The sequence below is a fragment of the Neptunitalea chrysea genome (assembly GCF_027924145.1).
In the GTDB taxonomy this organism is placed as follows: Bacteria; Bacteroidota; Bacteroidia; order Flavobacteriales; family Flavobacteriaceae; genus Neptunitalea; species Neptunitalea chrysea.
On record NZ_BRVP01000001.1, the window covers coordinates 59623 to 84711 of the forward strand.

20 protein-coding genes are annotated in these 25089 nt (G+C 34.8%); 18 read left to right on the plus strand and 2 right to left on the minus strand.

Going from position 1 to position 25089, the window contains the following annotated elements; all coding sequences use genetic code 11:
• The first annotated feature begins 1 nt into the window (after window position 1).
• The 7 genes from ruvA to remB all read left to right on the plus strand — a co-directional run bounded on the left by ruvA (window position 2) and on the right by remB (window position 12823).
• Window positions 2–583 (plus strand): Holliday junction branch migration protein RuvA, encoded by a 582-nt coding sequence (gene ruvA, locus NBRC110019_RS00240; protein WP_281751118.1) that lies wholly within the window; start codon window positions 2–4, stop codon window positions 581–583.
• Window positions 583–7791, plus strand: a complete 7209-nt coding sequence (gene sov / locus NBRC110019_RS00245; RefSeq protein ID WP_281751120.1) for a T9SS outer membrane translocon Sov/SprA — start codon at window positions 583–585, stop codon at window positions 7789–7791. The genes ruvA and sov overlap by 1 nt, the downstream gene beginning before the upstream one ends.
• A gap of 72 nt (window positions 7792–7863) precedes the next feature.
• Entirely contained in the window at window positions 7864–8244 is a 381-nt protein-coding gene (gene gcvH, locus NBRC110019_RS00250; RefSeq protein WP_281751122.1) for a glycine cleavage system protein GcvH, read from the plus strand.
• Complete coding sequence (locus NBRC110019_RS00255) at window positions 8237–8614, plus strand: VanZ family protein (protein ID WP_281751124.1); 378 nt, start codon at window positions 8237–8239, stop codon at window positions 8612–8614. The genes gcvH and NBRC110019_RS00255 overlap by 8 nt, the downstream gene beginning before the upstream one ends.
• Before the next feature lie 58 nt (window positions 8615–8672).
• Window positions 8673–9395: an energy transducer TonB gene (locus tag NBRC110019_RS00260; protein WP_281751126.1), complete on the plus strand. Its 723-nt coding sequence runs from the start codon at window positions 8673–8675 to the stop codon at window positions 9393–9395.
• Between the two features lie 339 nt (window positions 9396–9734).
• The gene (locus tag NBRC110019_RS00265) at window positions 9735–10538 is read left to right on the plus strand and encodes an energy transducer TonB (RefSeq protein ID WP_281751128.1); all 804 of its coding nucleotides are present in this window, start codon (window positions 9735–9737) and stop codon (window positions 10536–10538) included.
• 164 nt (window positions 10539–10702) lie between these two features.
• Window positions 10703–12823, plus strand: coding sequence for a gliding motility outer membrane protein RemB (gene remB / locus NBRC110019_RS00270; protein WP_281751130.1), 2121 nt, complete (start codon window positions 10703–10705; stop codon window positions 12821–12823).
• Here the strand turns inward: remB and NBRC110019_RS00275 are convergent.
• Complete coding sequence (locus NBRC110019_RS00275) at window positions 12820–13947, minus strand: DUF2891 domain-containing protein (protein WP_281751132.1); 1128 nt, start codon at window positions 13945–13947, stop codon at window positions 12820–12822. The genes remB and NBRC110019_RS00275 overlap by 4 nt on opposite strands.
• A 198-nt stretch (window positions 13948–14145) precedes the next feature.
• Between NBRC110019_RS00275 and cyoE the strand changes: the two genes are divergently transcribed.
• The 11 genes from cyoE (at window position 14146) to tsaB (ending at window position 22958) form a co-directional block, all read left to right on the plus strand.
• Window positions 14146–15054, plus strand: a complete 909-nt coding sequence (cyoE, locus tag NBRC110019_RS00280; protein ID WP_281751133.1) for a heme o synthase — start codon at window positions 14146–14148, stop codon at window positions 15052–15054.
• 3 nt (window positions 15055–15057) lie between these two features.
• Window positions 15058–15636 carry a cytochrome c oxidase subunit 3 gene (locus tag NBRC110019_RS00285; RefSeq protein ID WP_281751136.1) on the plus strand — a complete coding sequence of 193 codons (579 nt, stop codon included), beginning with the start codon at window positions 15058–15060 and terminating at the stop codon, window positions 15634–15636.
• 54 nt (window positions 15637–15690) lie between these two features.
• A complete protein-coding gene (locus tag NBRC110019_RS00290) occupies window positions 15691–16674 on the plus strand; it encodes a cytochrome c oxidase subunit 3 (RefSeq protein WP_281751138.1) in 984 nt (327 codons plus the stop codon).
• Window positions 16675–16698: 24 nt separating this feature from the next.
• Window positions 16699–17082, plus strand: a complete 384-nt coding sequence (locus NBRC110019_RS00295) for a cytochrome C oxidase subunit IV family protein (protein ID WP_281751140.1) — start codon at window positions 16699–16701, stop codon at window positions 17080–17082.
• Window positions 17083–17158: 76 nt separating this feature from the next.
• The gene (locus NBRC110019_RS00300) at window positions 17159–17836 is read left to right on the plus strand and encodes a hypothetical protein (protein ID WP_281751142.1); all 678 of its coding nucleotides are present in this window, start codon (window positions 17159–17161) and stop codon (window positions 17834–17836) included.
• Window positions 17826–18500, plus strand: a complete 675-nt coding sequence (locus NBRC110019_RS00305) for an SCO family protein (RefSeq protein WP_281751144.1) — start codon at window positions 17826–17828, stop codon at window positions 18498–18500. Before NBRC110019_RS00300 ends, NBRC110019_RS00305 begins: the two co-directional genes overlap by 11 nt.
• A gap of 3 nt (window positions 18501–18503) precedes the next feature.
• Entirely contained in the window at window positions 18504–19049 is a 546-nt protein-coding gene (locus NBRC110019_RS00310) for a DUF420 domain-containing protein (protein WP_281751146.1), read from the plus strand.
• Window positions 19050–19059: 10 nt separating this feature from the next.
• Complete coding sequence (locus NBRC110019_RS00315; RefSeq protein ID WP_507763652.1) at window positions 19060–19263, plus strand: CAMCR motif-containing small membrane protein; 204 nt, start codon at window positions 19060–19062, stop codon at window positions 19261–19263.
• An 80-nt stretch (window positions 19264–19343) separates the two neighbouring features.
• Window positions 19344–20678, plus strand: a complete 1335-nt coding sequence (locus NBRC110019_RS00320; protein WP_281751150.1) for a TolC family protein — start codon at window positions 19344–19346, stop codon at window positions 20676–20678.
• 12 nt (window positions 20679–20690) lie between these two features.
• Window positions 20691–21971: an efflux RND transporter periplasmic adaptor subunit gene (locus tag NBRC110019_RS00325; protein WP_281751152.1), complete on the plus strand. Its 1281-nt coding sequence runs from the start codon at window positions 20691–20693 to the stop codon at window positions 21969–21971.
• A gap of 312 nt (window positions 21972–22283) precedes the next feature.
• The gene (gene tsaB, locus NBRC110019_RS00330) at window positions 22284–22958 is read left to right on the plus strand and encodes a tRNA (adenosine(37)-N6)-threonylcarbamoyltransferase complex dimerization subunit type 1 TsaB (RefSeq protein ID WP_281751154.1); all 675 of its coding nucleotides are present in this window, start codon (window positions 22284–22286) and stop codon (window positions 22956–22958) included.
• 3 nt (window positions 22959–22961) lie between these two features.
• Here the strand turns inward: tsaB and NBRC110019_RS00335 are convergent, their stop codons facing one another.
• Window positions 22962–24992, minus strand: a complete 2031-nt coding sequence (locus NBRC110019_RS00335; RefSeq protein ID WP_281751156.1) for a thioredoxin domain-containing protein — start codon at window positions 24990–24992, stop codon at window positions 22962–22964.
• Window positions 24993–25089: the final 97 nt, after the last annotated feature.

Consider the following 25089-nt stretch of genomic DNA (forward strand, 5'->3'; position numbering starts at 1 on the left):
GATGATAACTCATATTAGCGGAAAATTAACAGAGAAAAATCCAACTTATGTGATAATAGATTGTCACGGGGTTGGATATTTTATAAATATTTCATTAAATACCTATTCGAGTATAGGTAGTGCCGAACAACTTAAATTGTATACACATTTACAAATTAAGGAAGATGCACACACTCTATACGGATTTACTACTTTAGCCGAACGAGAAGTATTTAGGTTGTTAATATCTGTTTCAGGAATTGGAACCGGTATTGCCAGAACAATGTTGTCTTCTTTAACAGCTAAAGAGGTAGCTACAGCAATTGCTACTGAAAATGTTACGGCAATACAATCTGTAAAAGGAATTGGAGCTAAAACAGCGCAACGGGTAATACTTGATTTAAAGGATAAAGTATTAAAAATTCACGAAATAGAAGATATTAACATATCTGAGGGCAATACCAATAAAGATGAGGCGTTATCTGCTTTAGAGGTTCTTGGTTTTGTGCGTAAACAAGCGGAAAAAGTTGTCCAAAAAATTGCAGCAGAAGATTCGGAACTAAGTGTTGAAGCTATAATTAAAGAAGCACTGAAACGACTATAATGACTAACAACCACACAGCTAACCACTTAAAACATTTAGTGTCGAACAGTTACTTTAGAATATTTGTTTTAGTAATCTTGTTGAGTGTATCGGTAAACTTACAGGCACAAGATAACGGAGATGGTAATCAATCTGCAGGACATGCAACAGGTGAAATAGAATTGCCTAACCCGGGTAGTATTGTTGGAAAATACACATACAATCCGGAATTAGATTTATATATTTATAATGAAACCGTAGGTGAATTCGATATTTCGTATCCAGTTGTTTTAACTCCTGATCAGTACAATGAATTAGTACTTCAGGAAAGTATGCGCGATTATTTTAAACAAAAAATAAGTGCGGTTTCAGGAAATACTAAAGAAGGAGAAGAAGCTCAAAAGAACTTACTACCTCCATGGTATATACAAAGTAGTTTTTTTGCAAGTATTTTTGGCGGTAATTCCATATCCGTGCAACCATCGGGTAGTGTAGGTATTAACATGGGGATTAGTTACCAAAAAACGGATAACCCTTCTATATCACCAAGAAACAGAAGTTCGTTGAGTTTTGATTTTGATCAGCAGATACAAGTTGGTTTACAGGGTAAAGTAGGTAAAAGCTTAACGGTTAATGCTAATTATAATACAGAAACTACACTTGATTTCCAGAATTTGATTAAGCTGGAGTACACTCCTAACGAAGATGCTATTATTAGAAGTATTGAAGTGGGTAATATAAGCATGCCACTTAGTAATCAATTAATCACAGGGGCGCAAAGTTTATTTGGTCTTAAAACTACGTTGCAATTTGGTGGTACTACCATTACGGGGGTATTCTCAGAACAAAAATCGGAAACCAAAACAGTTACTGCACAAGGTGGTGGTACGGTAAACGATTTTGAAATTATGGCGTTAGACTATGAGGCTAATAAACATTATTTCTTATCGCAATACTTTAGAGATGTGTATGATTACAATGCAGAGCTTTATCCGTTTATAAGAGGAAATATAGAAATTACAAATATTGAAGTTTGGGTAACAAACCGAGGACAATCTACTGATAATGTTAGAAACATTGTAGCAATTCAGGATTTAGGGGAGTACCAATCTGATGATCAAAATACGCGTTTTGAACGTCAGGGATATGCCTATTCAGGATTTTTTAATAACAACAGTGGTTACCCAAATGCATTACCACGTAACAATGCAAATGACTATGATCCTACCAAAATTGGTGGGACTTCTGTTTTAACAAATGCTGTAAGGGAGACCGCTACTGCGCAAAATGGTTTTGGGGCATTACAAGGGTATGTAACACAAGGGTTAGACTATAGTATTTTAGAAAGTGCTCAAAAACTTGTTAAGGGTACAGATTATACCTTCAATGCAGACTTAGGATACATTTCGTTAAACCAAACTTTGAGTAATGATGAGGTATTGGGAGTGGCATTTCAGTATACGTATCAAGGGCAGGTGTATCAGGTAGGTGAATTTGCCACTGATGGTATAGAGGCTACAACTTCTACAGCTAATGCAGACGGAACTACTACAGTGTATAATAATGCTTTGGTAGTTAAATTGTTAAAGAGTAATGTGACTAGAGTGAAAGATCCGATCTGGGATCTGATGATGAAAAACGTATATTATACAGGGGCATATCAAATAGCTCAGGATGATTTTAGAATGAGTATTTTATACACAGACCCTTCACCTGTTAATTATATTATGGCAGCGGATGATACTTCATGGCCAGATGGATTGGAGCAAAAATCGTTATTGAATGTTTTTGGTGTTGATAGGTTGAATGTATATGGTGATGTACAAACAGGGGGTGATGGTTATTTTGATTTTTATAATGGTGTTACAATAGATCAGACCAAAGGAAAAATTATTTTCACCAAAGCAGAACCTTTTGGTGAATACTTATACGAATTACTTGGTGGAGGTGATTATTACGATAATGATGATAATTACGAGGCTACAGTAAACCCTAACCAAGATAAATATGTCTTTAGGTCAATGTATAAGAAAACCAAAGCGAATGCTACCGAAGATGCAGAGAGGAATAAATTTAAATTAAAAGGGAGGTATTCTTCAGAAAGTAGTAGTGGAGACATTCAGTTAGGAGCTTATAATATTCCTATGGGGTCGGTTACTGTTACTGCAGATGGTAGAACACTAACAGAGGGTATTGATTATACTGTTAATTATAAAGCAGGTACCGTACAAATTCTAGACCCTACCTTAGAAGCGTCTAACGCAACTATTAACGCAACCGTAGAGAATAACTCGTTATTCGGACAACAAACAAGAAGATATTCAGGGTTTAATATTGAGCATAAGTTTAATGATGACTTTATTATTGGGGGTACCTTAATTAATATGTCTGAACGACCACTTACACAAAAAACAAATTATGGGCAGGAATCTGTAAATAATACCATTTACGGTTTAAATGCTACCTATTCTACGGAAGTTCCTTTACTTACTCGTTTGGTAAATAAATTACCAAATATTGATACCGATGTGCCATCGAGAGTGTCGGTGCGAGGTGAGTTTGCTTACTTAAAAGCAGGAACAAATAAGAATGCCGATTTTGAAGGGGAAACCACTGCGTATATAGATGATTTTGAGGGGGCACAAACCGCGATAGATATTAGTGGAGCCACTTCATGGACGCTTTCGAGTCCGCCAATTAGCTTAGGAGGAGAATTAAGCAATGACGATATAGGTGCAGGGTACAAAAGAGCAAAGATAAACTGGTATACGATTGACCCTATTTTCTATACAAATCAACGTCCTTCGGGAGTCTCAAATGACGATGTATCTTTAAATAGTACCAGACGTGTATATATAGAAGAAATTTTCCCTGAGCAAGATGTTTCTCAAGGACAGTCTACTGTACAATCTACTTTTGACCTTTCGTATTATCCACAAACCAAAGGACCTTATAACGATAACTCATTCTTTAGTACGGTATCGGCAGATGATAAATTTGGTGGTATTATCCGTTCTATTTCTACAACAAACTTTCAACAGTCAAATGTAGAGTATATTCAATTCTGGGTGTTAGATCCATATTATCAGGATGGTGTTTTGGCAGGAGAAGAAGGAGAATTAGTATTTAACTTAGGTCAGATTTCTGAAGATGTACTGAAAGATGGTAGAAAGCAATATGAAAACGGGTTAAATGACGGATTAGAAACTACGACCACTTGGGGTAAAGTACCGCAAACTTCGGCATTGGTATATGCTTTTGACGATGATGAGTCTTCTAGAACGGCACAAGATATTGGGTTAGATGGTTTGTCGGATTCTGAAGAGGTGTCTTATTATACAAATAATGCATCCTTATATCCTGATGATCCTGCGCAAGATAACTATGAGTATTACTTAACGGCTTCGGGAGGTATTTCTGAACGTTATTACAATTATAATGGTACTCAAGGGAACTCACCTATTAGTACAGGAGATAACCAGGGATCTACTACTTTACCAGATGTAGAAGATGTGAACCGTGACTTTACCATGAATACTGTAAACAGCTATTTTGAGTATAGTGTGCCTATTAAGCCTAATGTAACGGTAGATGATGCCTATGTTACCGATATTAGAGAGGTGGAGGTAGATGTGCCAAATAGTGATTCATACACTGTTAGATGGATACAATATAAAGTGCCTATTGATACTCCAACTAATACGATTGGAGGAATAGAAGATTTTACTTCTATATCTCATATACGTATGTATTTAACCGGATTTAATAATGAGGTGATTCTTCGTTTTGGTACATTAGATTTAATTAGAGGAGATTGGAGATCCTATAGTAATACACTGCAGACAGATGAAGATATTCCGGGTGACGACGGTACTACTGTTGAGGTAAGTACAGTTAATATTCAGGAGAATGAAACCAGAGATCCTATCCCTTATGTATTACCTCCTGGTGTACAAAGAGAACAGCTTAATAATAACAATACGGTAGTAAGACAAAATGAGCAATCATTATCGTTTTTGGTTTGCGATTTAGAGCCGTTAGATTCTCGTGGTGTCTATAAAAATGTAAATGTAGATTTTAGACAGTACAAAAACCTTAAGATGTTTTTACATGCTGAGGAAGCAAACAACAATCCGTTAGAGAATAATGATCTTGTTGCGTTTATTAGAATTGGTACCGACTTTACCGATAATTTCTATCAGATTGATGTGCCGTTACAGGTTACTGAGGCAGGTTCTTCTACAGCAGAATTAATTTGGCCAGATGAGAATAACTTAGAGGTAGTGCTTGAAACGCTTACTGATATGAAAGCTAAGGGAATATCTGACGGATCGTTAAGTGATTTGCTGTTCTATGATGAAGATTTAAATAGTGTAGCGGAAGGTGCTCCTTATGATACCGGAGAGTTTAGGTATGGTATTAAGGGTAACCCGTCATTGGGTAATATTAGAGTATTGATGGTAGGGCTTAAAAACCCTTCGGATACAAATACTGTTTGTGGGGAAGTTTGGTTTAACGAATTGCGTTTGTCTGAAATGGAAACCTCAGGAGGTTGGGCAGCAGTAGGGCAGTTAGATGCAAACGTGGCAGATTTTGCAACAGTTTCTGCAACCGGACAAATTGCAACTATTGGTTTTGGAGGTATTGAAGATACACCAACAGAAAGAAGTATGGAAGATACCAAAAGCTTCTCTTTAGTAACCAATGTTCAATTAGGGCAATTATTGCCAAAAAATTGGGGAATTCAAGTGCCGTTTAATTATAGTCACTCAGAAGAAATAATTACTCCTGAGTACGATGCATATTATCAAGATTTAAAATTACAAGACCGCATAGATGAAGCAGAAACTCAAGAAGAGAAAGATGCTATTCTAGAGCAGTCGCAAGAATTTACGAAGAAGGAGAGTATAAACTTTATTGGTGTAAGAAAAAATAGAGGAGCTGAGCAGAAACCTCATTTTTACGATATAGAAAATTTAACATTTAATCAGTCGTATACAGAGGTAAATCACAGAGATTATGAGATTCAGTTTTACAGAAATCAGATGGTACGTTCAGAAGCTATTTACTCGTATAGCTTTCAGCCATTAAATGTAGAGCCTTTTAAAAATGCAGATTCTTTATTTACAGGTAGTTATTGGCAATGGTTAAAAGATTTAAACATAAACTTATTACCTCAGAGTGTATCGGTTACTTCAAGTATTAACAGAACCTTTAATCAGCAACGATTTAGAGATGTATTGGCTACAGAAGGAAGTTTAGAGCCAACGTTAATACAACAACGTAATTTCTTATTTGATTGGCAGTTTAATGTGAGTCATCAGTTAACCCAGTCGTTGAATCTTAACTTTAGTGCTTCTAACAATAATATTGTGAAGAACTACTATATGAGAGATGAATTTGGGGATTACATGTATGATAGCGAAGGGAATAAAGTGGTAGATGCTTCACAAGATGTGTGGAGTAGTTATTGGGATACCGGTGAAGCTAATCATCATGCGTCTGCTTTAAAACTGAACTATACCGTACCGTTTGCTAAAATTCCTGCGTTGAAGTTTATGACGGGTAGTTATGAGTATACGGGAGATTTTGATTGGCAAAGAGGGTCTGATATTCTAGAGCAGGAATCGGGTGAAAGTATTAATGTGGTTCAGAATGCGAATACACATAAAATTAATGCCGGGTTTAATATGGATAGGTTGTATCGCTATTTAGGTATCGATAATCGAAAAAAGCGTAGAAACGCTAACCGAGGCACTATGAGAAATTCAATTTCAAGACCTGGAGCACCACCAATGCAAAACCCTGATCAGAACCAAGAGGAAGATAAGAGTAGTTTGCTTAAGGATGGATTGATAGATTTTGTAACCATGGTTAAGCGAATGAACTTTAGTTATTCTGAAAGCAATGGTACAGTGCTTCCGGGTTACACAAATAGTATTGGTTTTATAGGAACTACAAGACCTACCTTAGGATTTATTTTTGGTAGTCAGGCAGATGTGAGATACGAAGCTGCTAAGAACGGGTGGTTAACTACTTATAGCGAATATAGCGAGCAGTTTCAGCAGGTAAATAGTACTGTATTAAACTTTACTGCAGAGTTAGAGCCTGTGAATAATTTAAAAATAAACCTTTCGGCAGATCGTACTTATAGCGATAATTATGCTGAAACCTTTACGGTAGAAGATTTAAATTCAGATGGTACACTAGATTATAATATGCAGATAGAAAATCGCTATGGTAATTTTAGTATATCGAATAATATGATTGCAACGGCCTTTGAAAAAGGTGGGCAAGTAACTTCTAAAGCGTTTGATCAGTTTAAAGAAAATAGATTACTAGTAGCGCAGCGTTTAGCAAATGATTTTTACGGGGTGAATAACTATGATGTAGATGAGGATGGTTATCCTGTTGGATTCGGAAAAAGCAGTCAGAAAGTATTATTACCGGCATTCCTTGCGGCGTATAGTGGAGGTGATGCAAAAAAGATATCATTAAGAACCTTTAGAGATATTCCAATTCCGGGATGGACGGTTAAGTACACCGGATTTATGCAGTTTGAATGGTTTAAGAATCGTTTTAAGCGATTTTCAATTTCTCATGGATATAGATCAAGTTATACGTTAAATCAGTTTTCTACAGACTTAGATTACGAAAGACCAATTAGAGGGTTGTCGTATGATGATCAATCGGAAGAAGCGATAAATTCGGGTGGCGACTATAAGAGTAAGTTAACCTATTCTACTATTAACTTAGTAGATCAGTTTAATCCGTTAGTACGTGTAGATTTCGAAATGAAGAACTCTTTTAGTATGGCTGCAGAAGTTAGAAAGAACAGATCGTTATCGTTGAGTTTAGATAATAGTTTGTTAACCGATTTAAGTGGTAACGACTATGTAATAGGACTTGGTTACCGAGTAAAAGACTTAAGGCTAACATCAAAAATTGGAGGTAAGAAGGAGACATTTACCGGTGATTTAAATTTAAAAGCAGATGTAACTATAAGTGATAATATAACCGTTATTAGGTACTTGAATTTAGATACCAATGAGGTAACGGCAGGACAAACAATCTGGTCGCTTAAATTTACAGCAGGTTACGCTTTAACTGAAAATATTCAAGCTCAATTCTATTACGATCACTCGTTTTCTAAATTTGCCATTTCTACAGCCTATCCGCAAACTAGTATTCGTTCAGGGTTTAGTATAACATATAATTTTGGGAACTAAACTAATTAGTTTTTTTAATCGAAATAAAGAACTATTTTTGGCTTTTATTACTAAAAATTTAATTGGTTAAAAATGAATATACCTGGAGAATTAAAGTACACAAAAGATCATGAGTGGGTAAAGATTGAAGGTGATACCGCAACTATTGGAATTACTGATTTTGCTCAGAGTGAACTTGGAGATATCGTTTATGTTGAGGTTGAAACACTAGATGAAGCCTTAGATAAAGAAGGAGTTTTTGGTACTGTAGAAGCGGTTAAAACAGTTTCTGATTTATTCATGCCATTAACAGGTGAAGTGGTAGCATTTAATGAAGTATTGGAAGAGGAGCCTGAATTAGTAAACTCTGATCCTTATGGAAACGGTTGGATGATTAAAGTAACGTTTACAGAAACTTCTGAATTAGATGATTTGTTATCTGCAGAAGAATATAAAGAATTAATTGGTGGTTAAGAATAATAAATACCTGATAGTACTCATAGGTTGGTTAAGTGTAGTGGTATACCTTAGCTTATTTAACCTTAGTGATGCTCCAAAAATACGTATTGCTAATTTTGATAAATATGTGCATTTTGGGTTTCATTTTATAGGTACTGTATTGTGGTATTTGTTTTTGAAATTTGAATTTAAGAATAAGTACATCAAACATGTTCTTTTTTTAGCAATGTTGCTAGATTTTTTGTTTGGTGTTACCATAGAAATTCTACAAAAGTTTTTAACTGAAACCAGGCATGCAGATTTTTTAGATGTTCTAAGTAATCTTGCTGGCACGATTATTGCTGCTATAGTGGTGAAATTAATAATTAAGAAAACTGTGAAATAGGGGTTTTTTTAATTAAAATAAATATTTAAATTAGCGAACGTAAATTTTAACAAACATTATGGAACTTAAGAAAAATCCAAAAGCCGATCTTAACAGAAATATAGGTCTGTACTTTGCCATCGGGCTGGCGTTTGTTTCTGGGCTTATGTGGGCTGCTATTGAGTATAAAACCTATGACAAGGTAGATGATTTTAATTACTCAATGGACCTAAGTGATGAGCTTGTAGAGGAAGTGCCAATGACTATGCAATTAGCGCCACCACCACCGCCACCACCGCCACCACCAGTACAACCTGAAATCATTGATATTGTTGATGATGATGAAGAAATTGAAGAAGTTGAAATTCAATCTACAGAGGTAAGTAAAGATACTGAAGTAAGAGAGGTGGAAGAATTTGTTGAGGTAGAAGAAGAAGAAGGGCCAATGGTAGACGTTCCTTTTACAGTTATCGAAGATAAACCTATGTTCCCTGCTTGTAAGAAAAAGCCAAAAAGCAAGCAAGCACAGTGTTTTAAAGAAAAATTAGATGAGCACGTAAGAAAAACTTTTAATTATCCTGAAATAGCTCAGGAGATGGGAATTCAAGGTAGGGTTTATGTGAACTTTAGAATTAATAAAGATGGTACAATTACTGTTTTAGGTACACGTGGACCAGATAAAAACTTAGAAAAAGAAGCAAAAAGAATTATTGATGCTTTACCTAAGTTAATTCCTGGAAAGCAGAGAGGGCAACCAACTCCTGTAACGTTTGCTTATCCTATTGTATTTAGATTAAACTAATATAGTTTTATATAATATAGTAAAAGTCCGGTGTTAACCGGACTTTTTTTGTTTAGTACATTTCTTGTTTGCATGTGATAAGTAACATTAAAATAGTATCGTTATGAAAATCAAGATGTTTTGTTCTTGCTACGGCAATAGCAATAAACGTGTACCAAACATGTATTTTGCTAAGGTAGAGAAAATCATTTTTTTTCTTTAAAATTTCGCTTCGATTTAAGTCTTTTAACAGCTACTTCTATAAAATTTTTCAGGTTTTTTAATGGTGTACTATTGGTTAGATTTTTTTGGTACGCTTCTTGTTTTAAGTGATGTAAGTAACATTAAAATAGTATCATTATGAAAAACAAGATTACAAAAAGTTCTAGCCACGGCAATGGTAAGGAACATGTGCCTAGCAAGTATGATGTTAATGTAAGGCGAAATGGGGCGTTATATTTTCAAATAGGGTTAATTCTAAGTTTGGGTTTGGTGTACGGTATGTTCCAGATTTCTTTTCCTAAGAATAATGACCTAGCTCATATAGACCTTACTGATCCTTACATAATAAATGAACCTATAGTAGAAGAATTTACCATTGAGAAGGAACAACAAAAACAGGTAAAACAAGAGAAGCCTATGGAGCAAGTGGAGCAACCTAATTTTTTAGATGATTTTGATTTGAAAGATGATACGGATGAAATAGATGAAAAGGCAGGGGAAGTTCCGGCGGTAGATTTATCTAAAGATGCATTAACATTTGTGCCTGAGGTTGTAGGTAAGGAAGATAAAGGGGAGTTGAAAGAATTGTATGATATTGGTGTTGTACAACAGGTTCCAACTTTTCCTGGGTGTGAAGGGTTAGGTTCTAATGAAGAGAAAACAGCATGTCTTTCCGAAAAGATACGAGAACTAATTGCAAAGAATTTTGATTCGCAAGAAGCTGTTGATTTTGGGTTACAAGGAGTTCAAAAAATATATGTACAGTTTAATATTGGTAAAGATGGGTATGTTAGTGATATTAAAACAAGAGCCCCTTATGATTTTTTAGGAGATGAGGCTGAAAGGGTAGTGAAAAAAATACCGCAAATGGAGCCTGGTAAGGTGCAAGGTGAAAATGTAGTAGTTCGTTATATGGTTCCAATAATATTTAAAGTACAGTAAGCTAATTAGGTGTAAGTCTATCTACTGTCTAATCTCGATTATAGAGTAAACAGTTGGTGTAGTTGTACTAGAAAAGAATCCGCTTTGGCGGATTTTTTAATTTTGTGAGGTAGCACTTTTTTAAAAAACCTTATCTTTCACCCGTAAAAATAGAAGTGCCTCATATGAATAAGTTCAGAGTTTTATTTTTTCTGTTAATAGTTAGTTTAACGGGTTTCGCGCAGCAAAAGTATGTTACCACAGAAGATGGGTATCCGCTGTTTGAAGGATGTGATACTGTTGTAGGGAAAGAGGAGTGTTTTAAGTCTACCTTGCTTTCTAAAATAGAAGGATTATTTAAAGTGCCTGATGATGTAATAGTGCAAGATAGCTTAGAATTTGATATGCTTTTTGAGGTAACTGAATCTGGAGAGTTTAAGGTGTTGTTTGTAGATGTAGAACAACCTTCTGTTAAGACCGAAATGGAACGCGTTTTTAAAGAGCTTCCTAAGGTGCAGCCTGTGATGTATTCGGGTAGGCCTACGTTTTCGCAATATACGGTAACTATTAAGTATCCGTTTGCGAAAGCTGTAACCCCACCTTCGGCTAATAATGACTCTATTGCTACTTCTAAATCGGGTAAAGATCTTACCGATGCTTTTGCGAATCCGTTCGGGAAGAGTCAGTATGATAGTATTTCTGTAAAAAGACCGTATGAGAATAAAGAGTTTGATAGCAAACTAAATATACCGTTTCATCATCAGTACTACGCAATTTTCGATCCGTCAATGAATGCGGTTGGTACCAATGCGCATACAGCATCTAAACCGTTTGTGTATAATGAGGTAGCTTCGTATTATGATTTAGAAAAGTATACCAATTCATTGCTTCAGGAAAGAAATACGTGGTTTGGTAGAAAGTTTTGGAACGAGCATTTTACTACTATTGTAGGAGAAGATTATTGGTTTTCTTTTGATATTGTGGCCGATTTAAGAGTGGGTAGAGATACGTATAGTAGCACTAATACGTATAACAACACAAGAGCGGTTAGGTTTCAGGGTGGTTTGGGTAAAAACTTAAATTTTAACACGGTGTTTTATGAGAGTCAGGGGAGGTTTGCTTCTTATTTTAACGAGTATGCCGAGAGTATGGCACCTGATGGTGGAAATCCTGCTATTATACCAGGTAGAGGTATTGCTAAAGAATTTGGAGAAGATAGTTATGATTATCCGGTGGCGGAAGCTTACTTATCGTACTCACCAACTAAATTTTTAAATATTCAGTTCGGGCAAGGTAAAAACTTTATTGGTGATGGTTACAGGTCGTTGTTAACTAGTGATGCTGCTAGTCCGTACCCTTTTTTAAAATTAAATACTACGTTTTGGAAGTTTAAATATACCAATACCTGGATGTGGTTAAAAGATGTAAGACCTGAGGCTACAGAAGATGGTGCATACCTTACCAAATACATGGCAACACACTATTTAAGCTGGAATGTAAGTAAGCGTTTAAATTTAGGGTTCTTTGAGTCGGTAATTTGGAAAGATGATAATCATAGAGGTTTTGATGTGAGTTATTTAAACCCATTGATATTTTACAGAGCGATGGAGTTTTATGCAGGGTCTCGTTCTGGGAATGCTTTGATAGGGCTTACAGGGAAGTATAAAATAAATGACCGTATAAACGTATATAGTCAGTTTATACTAGATGAGTTGTCTGTGGGGAATATTACTGGGGGAGAAAAAAGTTGGGCTAACAAATTTGGCTATCAAATAGGAGCTAAGTATTACAATGCTTTTGGGGCAAAAGATTTAACACTTCAATTAGAGTATAACCAAGTAAGGCCTTACACATATTCGCATGATGAAGTATATTATAACTATGGACACAATAATCAGTCTATGGCACATTTGTGGGGAGCAAACTTTAAAGAGTTAATTGCTATTGCAAACTATAGATATGATAGATGGTTTGGGTACGCAAAAGTGACTTATGGTGAAAAAGGATTAGATTTTAATTCGGATACCGATAATTATAGTTATGGGGGTAATATTTACCGTACTTATAATGACAGAGTGGGTGATATTGGTATAAATATGTTACAGGGTAATAAGACGAGTATATTTATTACCGAATTACAAGCTGGTTATGTTATTAATCCGGTAACCAATCTACGTTTGTATGGAAATGTATTGGTACGAAACTTTGATCCGAGTGCAACAACCGAAACTGCATTTAAGCAAAATACAGTTTGGTTTTCACTAGGATTTAGAACTGATTTATTTAACTGGTATAACGATTTTTAATGATCCTTAGTTAGCAAAGCGTATAAAGCGAAGGTACCTAACCAGTGGCTACCTTCGTAACTATCACCGCTTAAGTTTTCCAAAGCTTTTTGAATATGTTTATCGGCAATGGTGTTTAGGTGGGTGTAGTCGTTGCCAAGGGTGTTGGCTATTCCGAATAAGCACCAAGCTCTACTATAGTTTAGTCCGTCTAAGTGAATAAGGTGTCCGTCGGTTCTGTCGCTTACAATCCCAGTTGGTAGGGTAAAATTTTTATCCTTTAGTTGAGGAAGAAATGCGTCTAGCCATACTCTAAATGCGTCTTTATCTAGAATTTTTCTCATCAGGTTTGCTTCTTCTAAACATGGGCTAAGGAAATCGCTTCCGCCCGGTTCCCATGAAATAGGACAATCTACATCATTTTTAAAAAAACGTATAGCAGTTTCTTCTATAACCTTTAAGAGGGTGTCGTTATCAGCTATTTTGGCGTAGTCGTATGCTAAGCTAAGCCCAAATGCGGTGTTGGTATGCGTGCCTACTCTTGTTGGGTATTGTTGTTTAGGAAGAAAATTAATATACCGGTCTGCAATGCATTTAGTTAATGGTTTAAGTGTGTTCTGTAAAATGGCAACCTCATTAATTTTAGAACGTTTAAGTGCTCCGGAAAGTTCTAACAACCATGCCCAGCCGTAGGTTCGTTCATAAGCATATTCACCTTCTCTATTAAAATATTCTAGTTCACCTTGAATTTTTTCAGGCGTAATATGATCTTTTAGAATACGAATTAACGTATCTCTGTTTTTAATGTTAGGATATTTGTTAAGAACACTTACAATGGACCAGTGCCCATGAACAGAAGAATGCCAGTCGAAACAACCATAAAAAGCTGGGTGTAATTGTGAAGGAGTGCCCAGTTGATTTTCAGACTGTAATAGTTGTCCGGTTTTGTTAGGGTATTCCGTGTTAATGCACGCTATAGGAAGTTGTGATATAGTGTACGCAAGGTTTTCGGTAAGGTGAACTTCAGGAGTTAAGGTTTTTGTGGTTATGTCTGATTTTACTTCTTTAGTAATCTCTTTACTATGTGGAGTGTTATTGCAGGAAATAAGTAATAATAGAGAAATAGTAATTAAAATGTATTTCATGTTTGGAATAATTATGACTGTATTCAAATGTAAATATTTTTAGTAGAAGCCGCTGTTTTTTCTTCCAATCTTCCTCTTGTATGATATTTATCATTGTTTAGAATTGTTAAACATTAGGTTTGTATAGAAAAAAAGCACTATTTAGATTGCGGAATAGGAGTTTGGCGGTTATCTTTGCCCGCAATTACAAATTTATTGATGAAGTCTGTATTGAGTACAATATCTAAAACCAGTTCTTTTTCTGTCGCAATTGATGATTTTAAACAATTAACCAAAGTTGGCTTAGCTGCTAGTGTGGTTTTTTCATCTGTTGCTGGATATTTGCTAGGAGCCGAAGAAATTTCATATTACACTTTATTACTTCTTGCGTTAGGAGGGTACTTTATGGTAGGAGCTTCTAATGCGTATAACCAAATTATAGAAAAAGATTTAGATGCTTTAATGAAGCGAACACAGAACCGTCCGTTGCCATCGGGTAGAATGTCGGTTCGTGTAGCATTGCTTATTGCTATATCTTTTACGGTTATGGGTATTCTTACCTTATATTATGTAAACCCAAAGACAGCCATGTTTGGTGCGTTGTCTATATTTTTATATACCAGTATCTATACACCTTTAAAAACAAAAACACCGTTAGCTGTTTTTGTAGGAGCTTTTCCGGGAGCAATTCCATTTATGTTAGGTTGGGTAGCTGCTACCAATGATTTTGGTATAGAGCCAGGGACGTTGTTTATGATTCAGTTCTTTTGGCAGTTTCCACATTTTTGGGCTATTGGTTGGGTGTTGCATGATGATTATAAAAAAGGTGGGTTCAACTTATTGCCTACCGGAGAAAGAGATAAAGGTACTGCGCTACAAATTATAATGTATATATTTTGGATGATGTTGGTTGCTGTATTGCCTGTTACAGGTATTACTGGTAAGTTACATTTGTCTGTAGTATCGGCTGTATTGGTGACTTTAGCAGGAGTAGGAATGCTTATTTTTGCTATAAAATTATACCATAACAGAGATAATAAGTCGGCTAGAAATTTAATGTTGGCAAGTGTTATGTATATTACACTTATTCAGATTATTTTTGTGGCAGATAAATTTATTACCACTTAATTGATGGATTTAACACAAGGAACCGGACAGGAAAAGTTAGTAAGAGCCAAAAAGATGATTCTTTTATTTGCAATCATTAGTTTGTCTATGATGTTTGCAGGGCTTTTAAGTGCTTATATCGTAAGTAGTAAAAGAAAAGATTGGTTGCACGATTTTGATTTTCCTACCTCGTTTTTAATTAGCACTGCTATTATTTTAATTAGTAGTATAACCATGCATGTAGCATGGGTAGGCTTAAAGAAAAGCCAAAGTGCTATTACAAGTGCTATGCTATTGGTTACATTTGCCTTAGGAATAGCCTTTATATATTTTCAATTTTTAGGTTTTAAAGAGCTTATAGGACAAAATTTGTACTTAACGGGGCCTGCTAGTAATGTAAGAACATCGTATATATATGTGATAGCAGTGTTGCATATTTTACACATTGTAGCAGGGTTAGTTGTACTGTTGGTGCTTATTTATAATCATTTTAAACAGAAATATAATCACGGGCAAACCCTTGGATTTGAACAGGGTGTTACATTTTGGCACTTTTTAGATATTTTATGGATTGTTTTAGTTTCATTTTTATATTTCTTTTAAAAGGAAAAAAATGTAAATTTGAGAAATTTTTAACACAGATATACTTTAATTAATATGGAAGCTACTGTTACACATGCAGATACAGAGGGCACAGTATGGGGCGGTGGAAATAAACCACTAAATGCTACCTACGGGAAAATGATGATTTGGTTTTTCATCGTTTCTGATGCATTAACTTTCTCGGGCTTTTTAGTTGCCTACGGTTTCTCGAGATTTAAATTTATGGATACATGGCCTATAGCCGATGAGGTGTTTACGCACGTACCATTTATGCACGGGAATCCGCAACCTATGATTTATGTTGCTTTTATGACGTTTGTATTAATTATATCGTCAGTAACTATGGTGTTGGCAGTAGATGCAGGGCATAAATTAAAACAAAACCGTGTTGCATGGTATATGTTTGCTACTATTATTGGTGGTCTTGTCTTTGTTGGTTCTCAGGCATGGGAATGGGGTACTTTTATTAAAGGTGAGTACGGAGCTATTGAAACTAAAGGAGGTAGCATTTTACAGTTTGTAAATGTATCTGAAGCTAACAAACAAGTAGCTTTAGGTGATTTTGCTTTGCATACAGAAACTGAAAGAGTACAAGATAAAGCTAATGAAGGTATTTGGTTTGAGAGCGAAGGCGCTTTACCAACTTATACCGTTTCTGGTGTTGTAGAAGGATTTAAAGAACATGAGAATTTAAGAGTTAGAACACAACTTTTAGATGAGCATGGACACAAAACAATATTAAGTAGAGAAGAATCTCTTAAAAAATTAGAAAACGCTACTTATGTTGTAGAAGGTGCTAATCTTCACAGAAATGAGTATGGAAGCAAGTTATTTGCAGATTTCTTTTTCTTTATTACTGGTTTCCACGGTTTCCACGTATTTTCTGGAGTAGTATTAAACATTATTATATTTACAAATGTGATTGTTGGTACTTATGAAAAAAGAAAGAGTTATGAGATGGTTGAGAAGGTTGGTTTATACTGGCACTTTGTAGACTTAGTATGGGTATTTGTATTTACTTTCTTTTACCTTGTTTAATCACCAAATTAAGAAAAGCGTATTATGGCACACGATTCACATAAATTAGCAATATTTAGAGGAACACTTAAGTTTAAGTCGAACCAACAAAAGATTTTTGGAGTACTTATTTTTCTTTCTTTTATAACTGTAATAGAGGTTGTATTAGGGATTTTAAAACCAGAATCTTTACTAAAAGTAGTTGCAGGTATGAAGTTGCTTAACTGGATATTTATAATCCTTACTTTGGTTAAGGCGTATTATATTGCTTGGGACTTTATGCACCTTAGAGATGAAAAAACAAGTTTTAAAATGTCATTGGTTTTACCATTATTAATTTTAATACCGTATTTAGCGTTTATTTTACTTCATGAAGGTAGCTACATTTTCGATGTGTATCACACTGGATATATAAAATGGGATTTTTAAAAAAAGTTAAGATATAATTTAAAGGCGGTTTTTTAACCGCCTTTTTCTATTTTTGTACCGCTCTATAATAAGAAGAATGAAAAAGAAGGTAATCTTAGGGATTTTGTTTTTTTTGCCGGTAATGTTTTTGCTAATAATGCTCTCTTCTAAACATTACTATACACCACTAGATGTTGTAAAAACCGATATTCAGGAATTAGGTGATTTTAAACCTGCCACAGATACCATGCAAGTGGTTTTAAAGGGACATATTTCATTGGTAATGTTATTTGATGAAGATCCGATACAACATGTTACGGAGATTTCAAATGTAAATGAGAAGGCTTATAAGTGGGCTAAGGGTTATAAAGGATTTCAGTTGATATTTGTGGTTCCGGAAGAGTATAAGGAATCGGAGCCAATCATTAGGGAAAAGATAGGAGAGTACGTAGATTTAAAATACTGGACTTTTGTATTCGGATCTAATGATGATATACATAAATACTATCAGAATTTAAAACAAGGTTTTGATAACGATACTACTTTTGGGTTAAATACTCATTTTTATATTATAGATAAGGAATTGGGGCTGCGTGGGCGCAAAGATGATGAAAAGGGTATGCCGTTGTATGGTTATGATGCGACTAATATTTCTGAATTACATAAGAAAGTAGTATCCGATCTTAGAATCTTATTTCAGGAGTATAGAGATAAACGAAGTGGTAAGTTTAATTCTGATCAGCGAAGATTAAAAGAATTAAGTGATGAAGAATAAAAATTATGTAATTGGTTTAACTGCGGTAATTGTCATTTTTGGGATATTTACAATTCGTATGGTCTCTAAGAAAATAGGTAACAACTCGGTTGTTGATGATGATAGGCATAGGGTGGCGGCAGAAGAATATGTAGAGATGAAACGTATGGGTAAGGTACCCAATTTTTCGTTTACAGATCAAAACGGAAAAACCATAACCAATGAAGATTATAAGGGGAAGGTATATGTGATAGAATTCTTTTTTACTACTTGTCCATCTATTTGTCCTATTATGAATAGAAATATGGTTAGGGTGCAAGATGAGTTTGTGACAAAAGATAATTTTGGTATTGCATCTTTTACAATAGATCCGGAGCATGATACTCCCGAAGTGTTACTGGAGTATGCTAAGAAGCATAAGGTAACAAATCCTGATTGGCATTTTCTAACGGGTGATAGAAATGAGATTTATACCTTGGCGAATAAGGGGTTAATGATATATGCGGGAGAAGGGAGTGCTGCTAATGGAGGTTTTGAACATTCAGGACAATTTTTAATTGTAGATAAAGAAGGGTATGTAATATGCAGAGTAGTTAACGGAAACCCTGTTTATGGCTACGATGGTACCAACAATAAAGAGGTAGAGAATTTAATAACAGATATAGGTATAGAATTAAGAAAGTAATACATGGAAGCGCAAACTACAATAGAAAAAAAATATAACAAATTGATTATAGCTTTATCTATAATCATTCCGGTAGCAGTAGCTATTTTGTTTACTATTAAGTTATCAGATTTTGGGTTAGATGTTCAGCCTTTTTATTTTTTACCTCCAATTTACGCTTGTATTAATGGGGTAACTGCTATTTTATTAGTAGCAGCTTTATGGGCTGTAAAGAATAAAAAAATTAAGCTTCATGAAAATATAATGAAGGTGTGTATTGGACTATCACTGTTGTTTTTAGTAATGTATGTAGCCTATCATATGAGTTCTGATAGCACTAGTTACGGTGGAGAAGGTGTAGGTAAAGTAGTTTATTTTGTTATTTTAATAACACACATTTTATTATCTATTGCTATTATACCTTTGGTGTTAATAACGTATGTAAGAGCATTAGCAGAACGTTTTGATAAACATCGTAAAATTGCTAAAATTACGTTTCCTATTTGGTTATATGTTGCTGTAACAGGAGTTGTGGTTTATGTAATGATTGCTCCGTATTATGGGTCGTAATAAAGGTAAAATGGCATGGGGTGTTGCAGGGGTATTATTATTGTTGCCAATAGTAACCCAGGCACAATGTGCTATGTGTAGAGCTGTTTTAGAAAACAGTGATGATACTTCGGCAGCAGAAGGTGTTAATAATGGGATTGTGTTTTTAATGGCGATGCCTTATTTATTAGTCGGTTTTATTGGCTTTATGATCTACAAAAAATTTAGAAAATAACTTTTTATTGTAACAAATAGTATAGGAGGTAGTCTAATGCTAATGAATTTAGTTTTAAACAAACTTTAGTATTACTATTTATGTATTATTCTATTCCAATAAAAAAGATTCTTGTTCTATCGGCTTTTTTTATAGCGTCGGTGAGTTGGAGTCAAGAAAAGAAATGGACACTTATGGAGTGTGTGAATTATGCTTTAGAAAATAATATCTCTGTAAAGCAATCTACACTCGATCTTAGGTTAACCGATAGCGACTTGCTAGCGGCAAAAGGTAATTTTATTCCTAATTTAAGTTTTAGCGGAACGTATACGTATAACCCTAGTGTGGGACTTAACCAGACTACCAATACGTATGATACAGGATTTTCTACTTTTAACGGAGGAGGAACATCTTCTATAAATTTATCTTCGGGTCTTACGAACTGGAGAACACTGCAACGTGCCAAATTAAACAAAATAGCTACTCAATATTCGCTCGATGGAATGAAAGATGATATTGTTTTAATGGTGGCCAATGCCTATGTTGAAATACTATCTAACAAAGAGCAGTTAAAAGTTCTAGAAGTACAAAGTGCACTAACCAAAGAGAACTTAGAACGTACGCAAGAATTGATTAATGCAGGATCGTTACCTGCGGGAGATATTTACGATCTTCAGGCAACGCAAGCCTCGCAAGAGCAACAAATTATTGTAGCCCAAAATACCTTACTAATCTCTAAAATAGGTTTGGCGCAAACCTTACTTATTAAAGATTATGCAGACTTTGATATTGTAGATGAAGAGTTTGAAGTACCGTTAGATATAGCCATTTTAGATAAGTCTCCTAAAGAGATATCAGATAAGGCTAAAGAAGTGCTTAATACTATTAAAGTGGCACAATCTAATTTAGAATTGGCAAAGATTGACCAAAAGTTGGCTAAAGGTGCTTACTATCCTACATTATCTGGTTTTTTTAGTTATAATACACGTTGGTCTAGTTTAAGCAATATCGACTTTATGAATCAGTTAGCTTCATACGATGGTATTGGTCTTGGTATGCAACTTAGTATACCTGTATTAAACGGATTTAGTACCAGAGCTAATGTGCAGCGCAGCAAAATAAATACATTGCGAGCAGAAAATGCTTTAGAGCAATCAAAACTAGATCTTGAAAAAAATGTGTATCAGGCCTATATGGATGCATCTAATGCTAAGAAGCTTTATGAAGCTTCACTAAAAACATTAGAGGCTCGTAGACAAGCTTTTAATTTTACTGAAGAGCGCTATAATGTTGGGCTGTTAAACTCTTATGATTACAACCAGTCTAAAACTGATTACGAAAGCGCACAGTCAGATGTGGTACGAAACAAATACGATTATATTTTTAAACTAAAAGTCTTAGAATTTTATTTTGGCATTCCCGTAACGGCCAATTAAACCTTTTTAATTATGAGTAAGAAAACATTTTTTATAATACTGGTAGTTGTATTGTTATTATTAGCCGGATTAATTGGAGCTAAGAAAGCTGGGATGCTAGGATCCAATGAAAATTTTACAGACGTTACCATTCAGAAACTAGAAAAACTTGATATTGTTGAAAAGGTTTCTGCAACAGGAAAAATACAACCGGAAGTTGAAGTTAAGATATCTTCAGAGGTATCGGGTGAGATTATTGATTTGCCTATAGTAGAAGGACAACAAGTGAAGAAGGGTGATTTGTTAGTACGAATTAATCCAGATATTTATGAGTCTAGTTTAAATAGAACAGAAGCCGCATTGCAAAATACAAGAGCTAATTTACAACAGGCAGAGGCTAGTTTGTTAGAGGCGAAGCAAAATTATGATAGAAATAAAATTCTTTTTGATAAAGGGGTTATTTCTAAAGCAGAGTGGGATAAGGTAGTATCTACGTATTCGGTGGCTAAGGCTACTAAGGAGTCTGCTTTTTATAATGTAGAAAGTTCGGCGGCATCGGTATCAGAAGCGCAGGACAATTTAAAGAGAACTACCATATATGCTCCGGTATCAGGAACCATATCTAAATTAGATGTAGAAGTAGGAGAGCGTGTTTTAGGAACACAACAAATGACTGGTACCGAAATTTTAAGGGTAGCTAATCTTAGCAATATGGAGGTTGAAGTAGATGTGAATGAAAATGATATTGTTAAAGTAGTAGTGGGAGATAGTGCTATAGTAGAAGTTGATGCCTACCCTAAAAAGGAATTTAAAGGAATTGTAACAGAAATAGCAAATACGTCTAACGAGACTACAAGTTCTGATCAGGTGACAAACTTTAAAGTGAAGGTTAGAATTTTAGAAATTTCGTATAAAGATTTATTAGAAGGAAAGCCTGAGCATTACTCTCCGTTTAGACCAGGTATGACGGCAACAGTTGATGTTATAACCACTACTAAAAAAGGGATTGCTGGAGTGCCTATTAGTGCTGTGGTTATGAAAACGGATACCACGAATACTAAAAAGGATATTTTGGCTATAGATGATAAGGAAGAGAATACAGCTACAGAACGTTTTGAATGTGTTTTTGTGAAAGAAGGCGATGAGGCGAAATTGAGGGTTGTGAAAACCGGAATTCAGGATGAGTCGAATATCGAGATTGTATCTGGATTAAAAGAGGGAGACGAGATAATTACCGGACCGTATGGAGTGGTATCATCAACTTTAAGCCCTGGGGATAAAGTAAACGATAAGAAGGCAGATAAAAAGGAATAATTAGAAAATAAAAAATATTCGTATAGTTAAAAAAATCCTCATTGTTGAGGATTTTTTTTATAGGGTCTATGTTCTTTATTTGTAATGTAATTAAAGTTAAGGGGGAAATTAATTGTAATTACAAATTTAGTTAAGGGGAAAAAGCTAACAATTGTTATTGAAAAAGAAAGAATTAGCACATTTGTTTTGTGTAACCCAAGTTTGTTAGCGGAGATGTTGGTTCTGTATGTGTTGGGACAGAATCAATTTAAAGAGAAGTGCGGTTTTTAGCACTTCTCTTTTTTTATATTTGCACTTTAAATGTTTTTAGAAATGGGCTATATTCTTAGTGTTGAAACTTCGGGTACCAATTGTTCGGTAGTGTTAAGTAATAGAAATGAAGTAACTTTTATAAAGGAAGAGAATACTGGTAGCTTTTCGCATGCAGAAAAATTACATGTATTTATAAAAGAAGTAATGGAGTTAGGGAATGTAGCGCCAGAAGATATAGATGCTATTGCTGTAAGTAAAGGACCTGGTTCATACACAGGTTTACGTATTGGGGTGTCTACAGTAAAAGGACTTTGTTTTGCGTGGGATAAGCCCATGTTGTCGGTGTCTACGTTAGAAGCGTTAGCTTATCAAGCGGTGGCTGCAGAGGTAATGTATATAATACCTTTGATAGATGCCAGACGTATGGAGGTGTATTCTGCTGTTTTTACCAATGCAATGGAACCAGTAAGAGTAGTTGAGGCTGAAGTAATAGATGAAACCTCATTTTTAACCTATCTGGAAAAAGGGAAAGTACTTTTTCTAGGTGACGGGGCTCAAAAATGTAAATCAGTTATCTCTCATGCAAATGCTGTGTTTGTAGATAACAAATTTCCTTCTGCAAAAGAGGTTGGTCAGTTGGCTTTTCAAAAATATCAAAAGAATGATTTTGAAAATATAGCTTACTTTGAACCTTTTTACTTAAAAGATTTTGTAACCGGTAAAAAAGCGAACTAAGTCTTATTTACTAATCTTTTCTAATGCTTCTTCAATAGATTCAACGGGTAAATTACAAGAGTTATTGGTGCAAACATAAATAAGCGTTTTACCTTCTTTATATCGGTTTTTAAAAATAGGAAGTGTACTATTGGTTTTACTGATGGCGAATATCACATTAGGTAAATAGATTTTTTTTAATTCCATTAAAGTTTCTTGAGCTTCTTTACCAATAATTACAATTTCATGTGCTGGGCAACATTGCTTTAACAGCACTTTCATCCAATTAGCATATGATCTTGGGTACGAAACAGCATCGCTACTCATTGCTGCTCTCATTTTGATGGCTATGGTTCTATAGTGTTCTTTGGAAGTGTATACGTATAATTTCTCAAGATTATCTGCCATAACACTAGTAGAAGCAGGTATTACGTTGTCAGATTTTTCAATAGTTCGTTGAACTACCACAGGTATTTCGTTAGATGAAAAGAAAAATAGTCCTGAAGCGGTATCATAATATTCATCCATACAAATGTTAGTGTACTTTTCACTTTGTTCTAAACATGATAATTCTCCCGTTGCTTCAAAGAGTTGTAGCAACCCTTGGATAGTTAAACTATAATCTTCTAAGTAACCAAGGATAGGTTTTGTTTCCTTTAATGAGCGAATGAGTTGTTCTTTTTCATTGGTTAGATTTGTTATAATAAAAGTGGCAACTGTTTTAGCTTTTTCCAGATATTGTAAGTTTTCTGTACCGTAATAAGCTTCAACTAATGCAGTAATCATTAAGGCATTCCACCCGGTGAGTATTTTGGTGTCAATAGCAGGAGCATTTCTTTTCAATCGTTCCTTGTATAGTATTGTTCTACATTTTTTTAGAATAGTGGTAGTTTCAGCAGCGCTTAATTTAAATGCCTGTGCAACAGATTTAATAGACTCTGTTTTGTAGAGTACGTAATTGTTGTTTTCCCAATATCCGGTTTTGTTAATATTATAAGCTTTTTTAAAAACAGCATAGTGCTCTTTAAGTAGTTGTTTTAATTCGGGCTTCGTCCAAACATAATAAGCACCTTCTTCTTTTATGTTTTCAGTATTTAAACTATCGGCATCTAGTGATGCATAGAAAGCAGTATTGTTATAATTTAACTCGGTAAAGGTAAATTCAATAGTTTCAATGCAGGTAGCAATAAAATCGGGGTTTTTAAAATAGTTATAGGCTTGGGCGTATAATGAAATTAATTGGGCATTATCATAAAGCATTTTTTCAAAATGGGGTACATGCCATTGTTCATCTACACTATATCTTGAAAATCCGCCTCCTAAACAATCGTAAATTCCACCGTTACTAATATGTGTTAAGGTGTTTTCAATAAACGTTTTTACGAATGTGTCATTAGTGTGGTAGGCATAAGAAAGTAAAAACGTGTAATGCACTGGCATTATAAACTTGGGTGCCCCATTATTACCACCATAGGTAGTATCCCAACTCTGTTTCCATTTGTAAACTGCATTTTTAATAGCGTCTATAGAGAGATGTGATTTTGTAGAGGTCTCGGTAAGGTTAAAAAGAGCAAGTCCTTTTTCTAGTTTATCTGCATACTCTATCACTTTTTGAGGTTGCGTAACGTAAATCTCGGAAAGCTGATGAAGTGTTTGAATCCACTCATTTTTTCTAACATAGGTAGCTCCCCAAAAAGGTCTGCCGTCTGGTAAGGCAATAATATTTAAAGGCCATCCCCCTGTGTTTTGCATAAGTTGCAGCGCATTCATATAAAGGTGGTCAATATCAGGATGTTCTTCTCGGTCAATTTTAATGTTTATGAATTTACTATTCATAACCTTAGCTACTTCACTATCTTCAAAGCATTCTTCTTCCATTACATGGCACCAATGGCAGGCTGCGTATCCAATACTTATTAATAGGGGCTTATGCTCTTTTTTAGCAAGTTTTAAAATAGATGGATCCCATGCATGCCATTTAACCGGATTATATGCATGCTGTAATAGGTATGGGCTATTTTCGTGTATTAACTTATTTGGATTTTTTAGTTTCATAAACGGTCTTTTTAACTGACTATAGTAAGGTAATTAATTTTTAAATAACCTTACTTGATGATGAAATAATTATTTTTGCCAAATCATATTAAAAAGT

Coding starts and splice junctions, on each gene's coding strand:
- NBRC110019_RS00265 (WP_281751128.1), top strand. CDS start 9,735: ATGAAAAACAAGATTACAAAAAGTTCTAGCCACGGCAATGGTAAGGAA.
- NBRC110019_RS00285 (WP_281751136.1), top strand. CDS start 15,058: ATGGATTTAACACAAGGAACCGGACAGGAAAAGTTAGTAAGAGCCAAA.
- NBRC110019_RS00325 (WP_281751152.1), top strand. CDS start 20,691: ATGAGTAAGAAAACATTTTTTATAATACTGGTAGTTGTATTGTTATTA.
- NBRC110019_RS00260 (WP_281751126.1), top strand. CDS start 8,673: ATGGAACTTAAGAAAAATCCAAAAGCCGATCTTAACAGAAATATAGGT.
- NBRC110019_RS00335 (WP_281751156.1), bottom strand. CDS start 24,992: ATGAAACTAAAAAATCCAAATAAGTTAATACACGAAAATAGCCCATAC.
- NBRC110019_RS00305 (WP_281751144.1), top strand. CDS start 17,826: ATGAAGAATAAAAATTATGTAATTGGTTTAACTGCGGTAATTGTCATT.
- NBRC110019_RS00275 (WP_281751132.1), bottom strand. CDS start 13,947: ATGAAATACATTTTAATTACTATTTCTCTATTATTACTTATTTCCTGC.
- NBRC110019_RS00320 (WP_281751150.1), top strand. CDS start 19,344: ATGTATTATTCTATTCCAATAAAAAAGATTCTTGTTCTATCGGCTTTT.
- NBRC110019_RS00310 (WP_281751146.1), top strand. CDS start 18,504: ATGGAAGCGCAAACTACAATAGAAAAAAAATATAACAAATTGATTATA.
- NBRC110019_RS00315 (WP_507763652.1), top strand. CDS start 19,060: ATGGCATGGGGTGTTGCAGGGGTATTATTATTGTTGCCAATAGTAACC.
- ruvA (WP_281751118.1), top strand. CDS start 2: ATGATAACTCATATTAGCGGAAAATTAACAGAGAAAAATCCAACTTAT.
- tsaB (WP_281751154.1), top strand. CDS start 22,284: ATGGGCTATATTCTTAGTGTTGAAACTTCGGGTACCAATTGTTCGGTA.
- cyoE (WP_281751133.1), top strand. CDS start 14,146: ATGAAGTCTGTATTGAGTACAATATCTAAAACCAGTTCTTTTTCTGTC.
- remB (WP_281751130.1), top strand. CDS start 10,703: ATGAATAAGTTCAGAGTTTTATTTTTTCTGTTAATAGTTAGTTTAACG.
- gcvH (WP_281751122.1), top strand. CDS start 7,864: ATGAATATACCTGGAGAATTAAAGTACACAAAAGATCATGAGTGGGTA.
- sov (WP_281751120.1), top strand. CDS start 583: ATGACTAACAACCACACAGCTAACCACTTAAAACATTTAGTGTCGAAC.
- NBRC110019_RS00290 (WP_281751138.1), top strand. CDS start 15,691: ATGGAAGCTACTGTTACACATGCAGATACAGAGGGCACAGTATGGGGC.
- NBRC110019_RS00300 (WP_281751142.1), top strand. CDS start 17,159: ATGAAAAAGAAGGTAATCTTAGGGATTTTGTTTTTTTTGCCGGTAATG.
- NBRC110019_RS00295 (WP_281751140.1), top strand. CDS start 16,699: ATGGCACACGATTCACATAAATTAGCAATATTTAGAGGAACACTTAAG.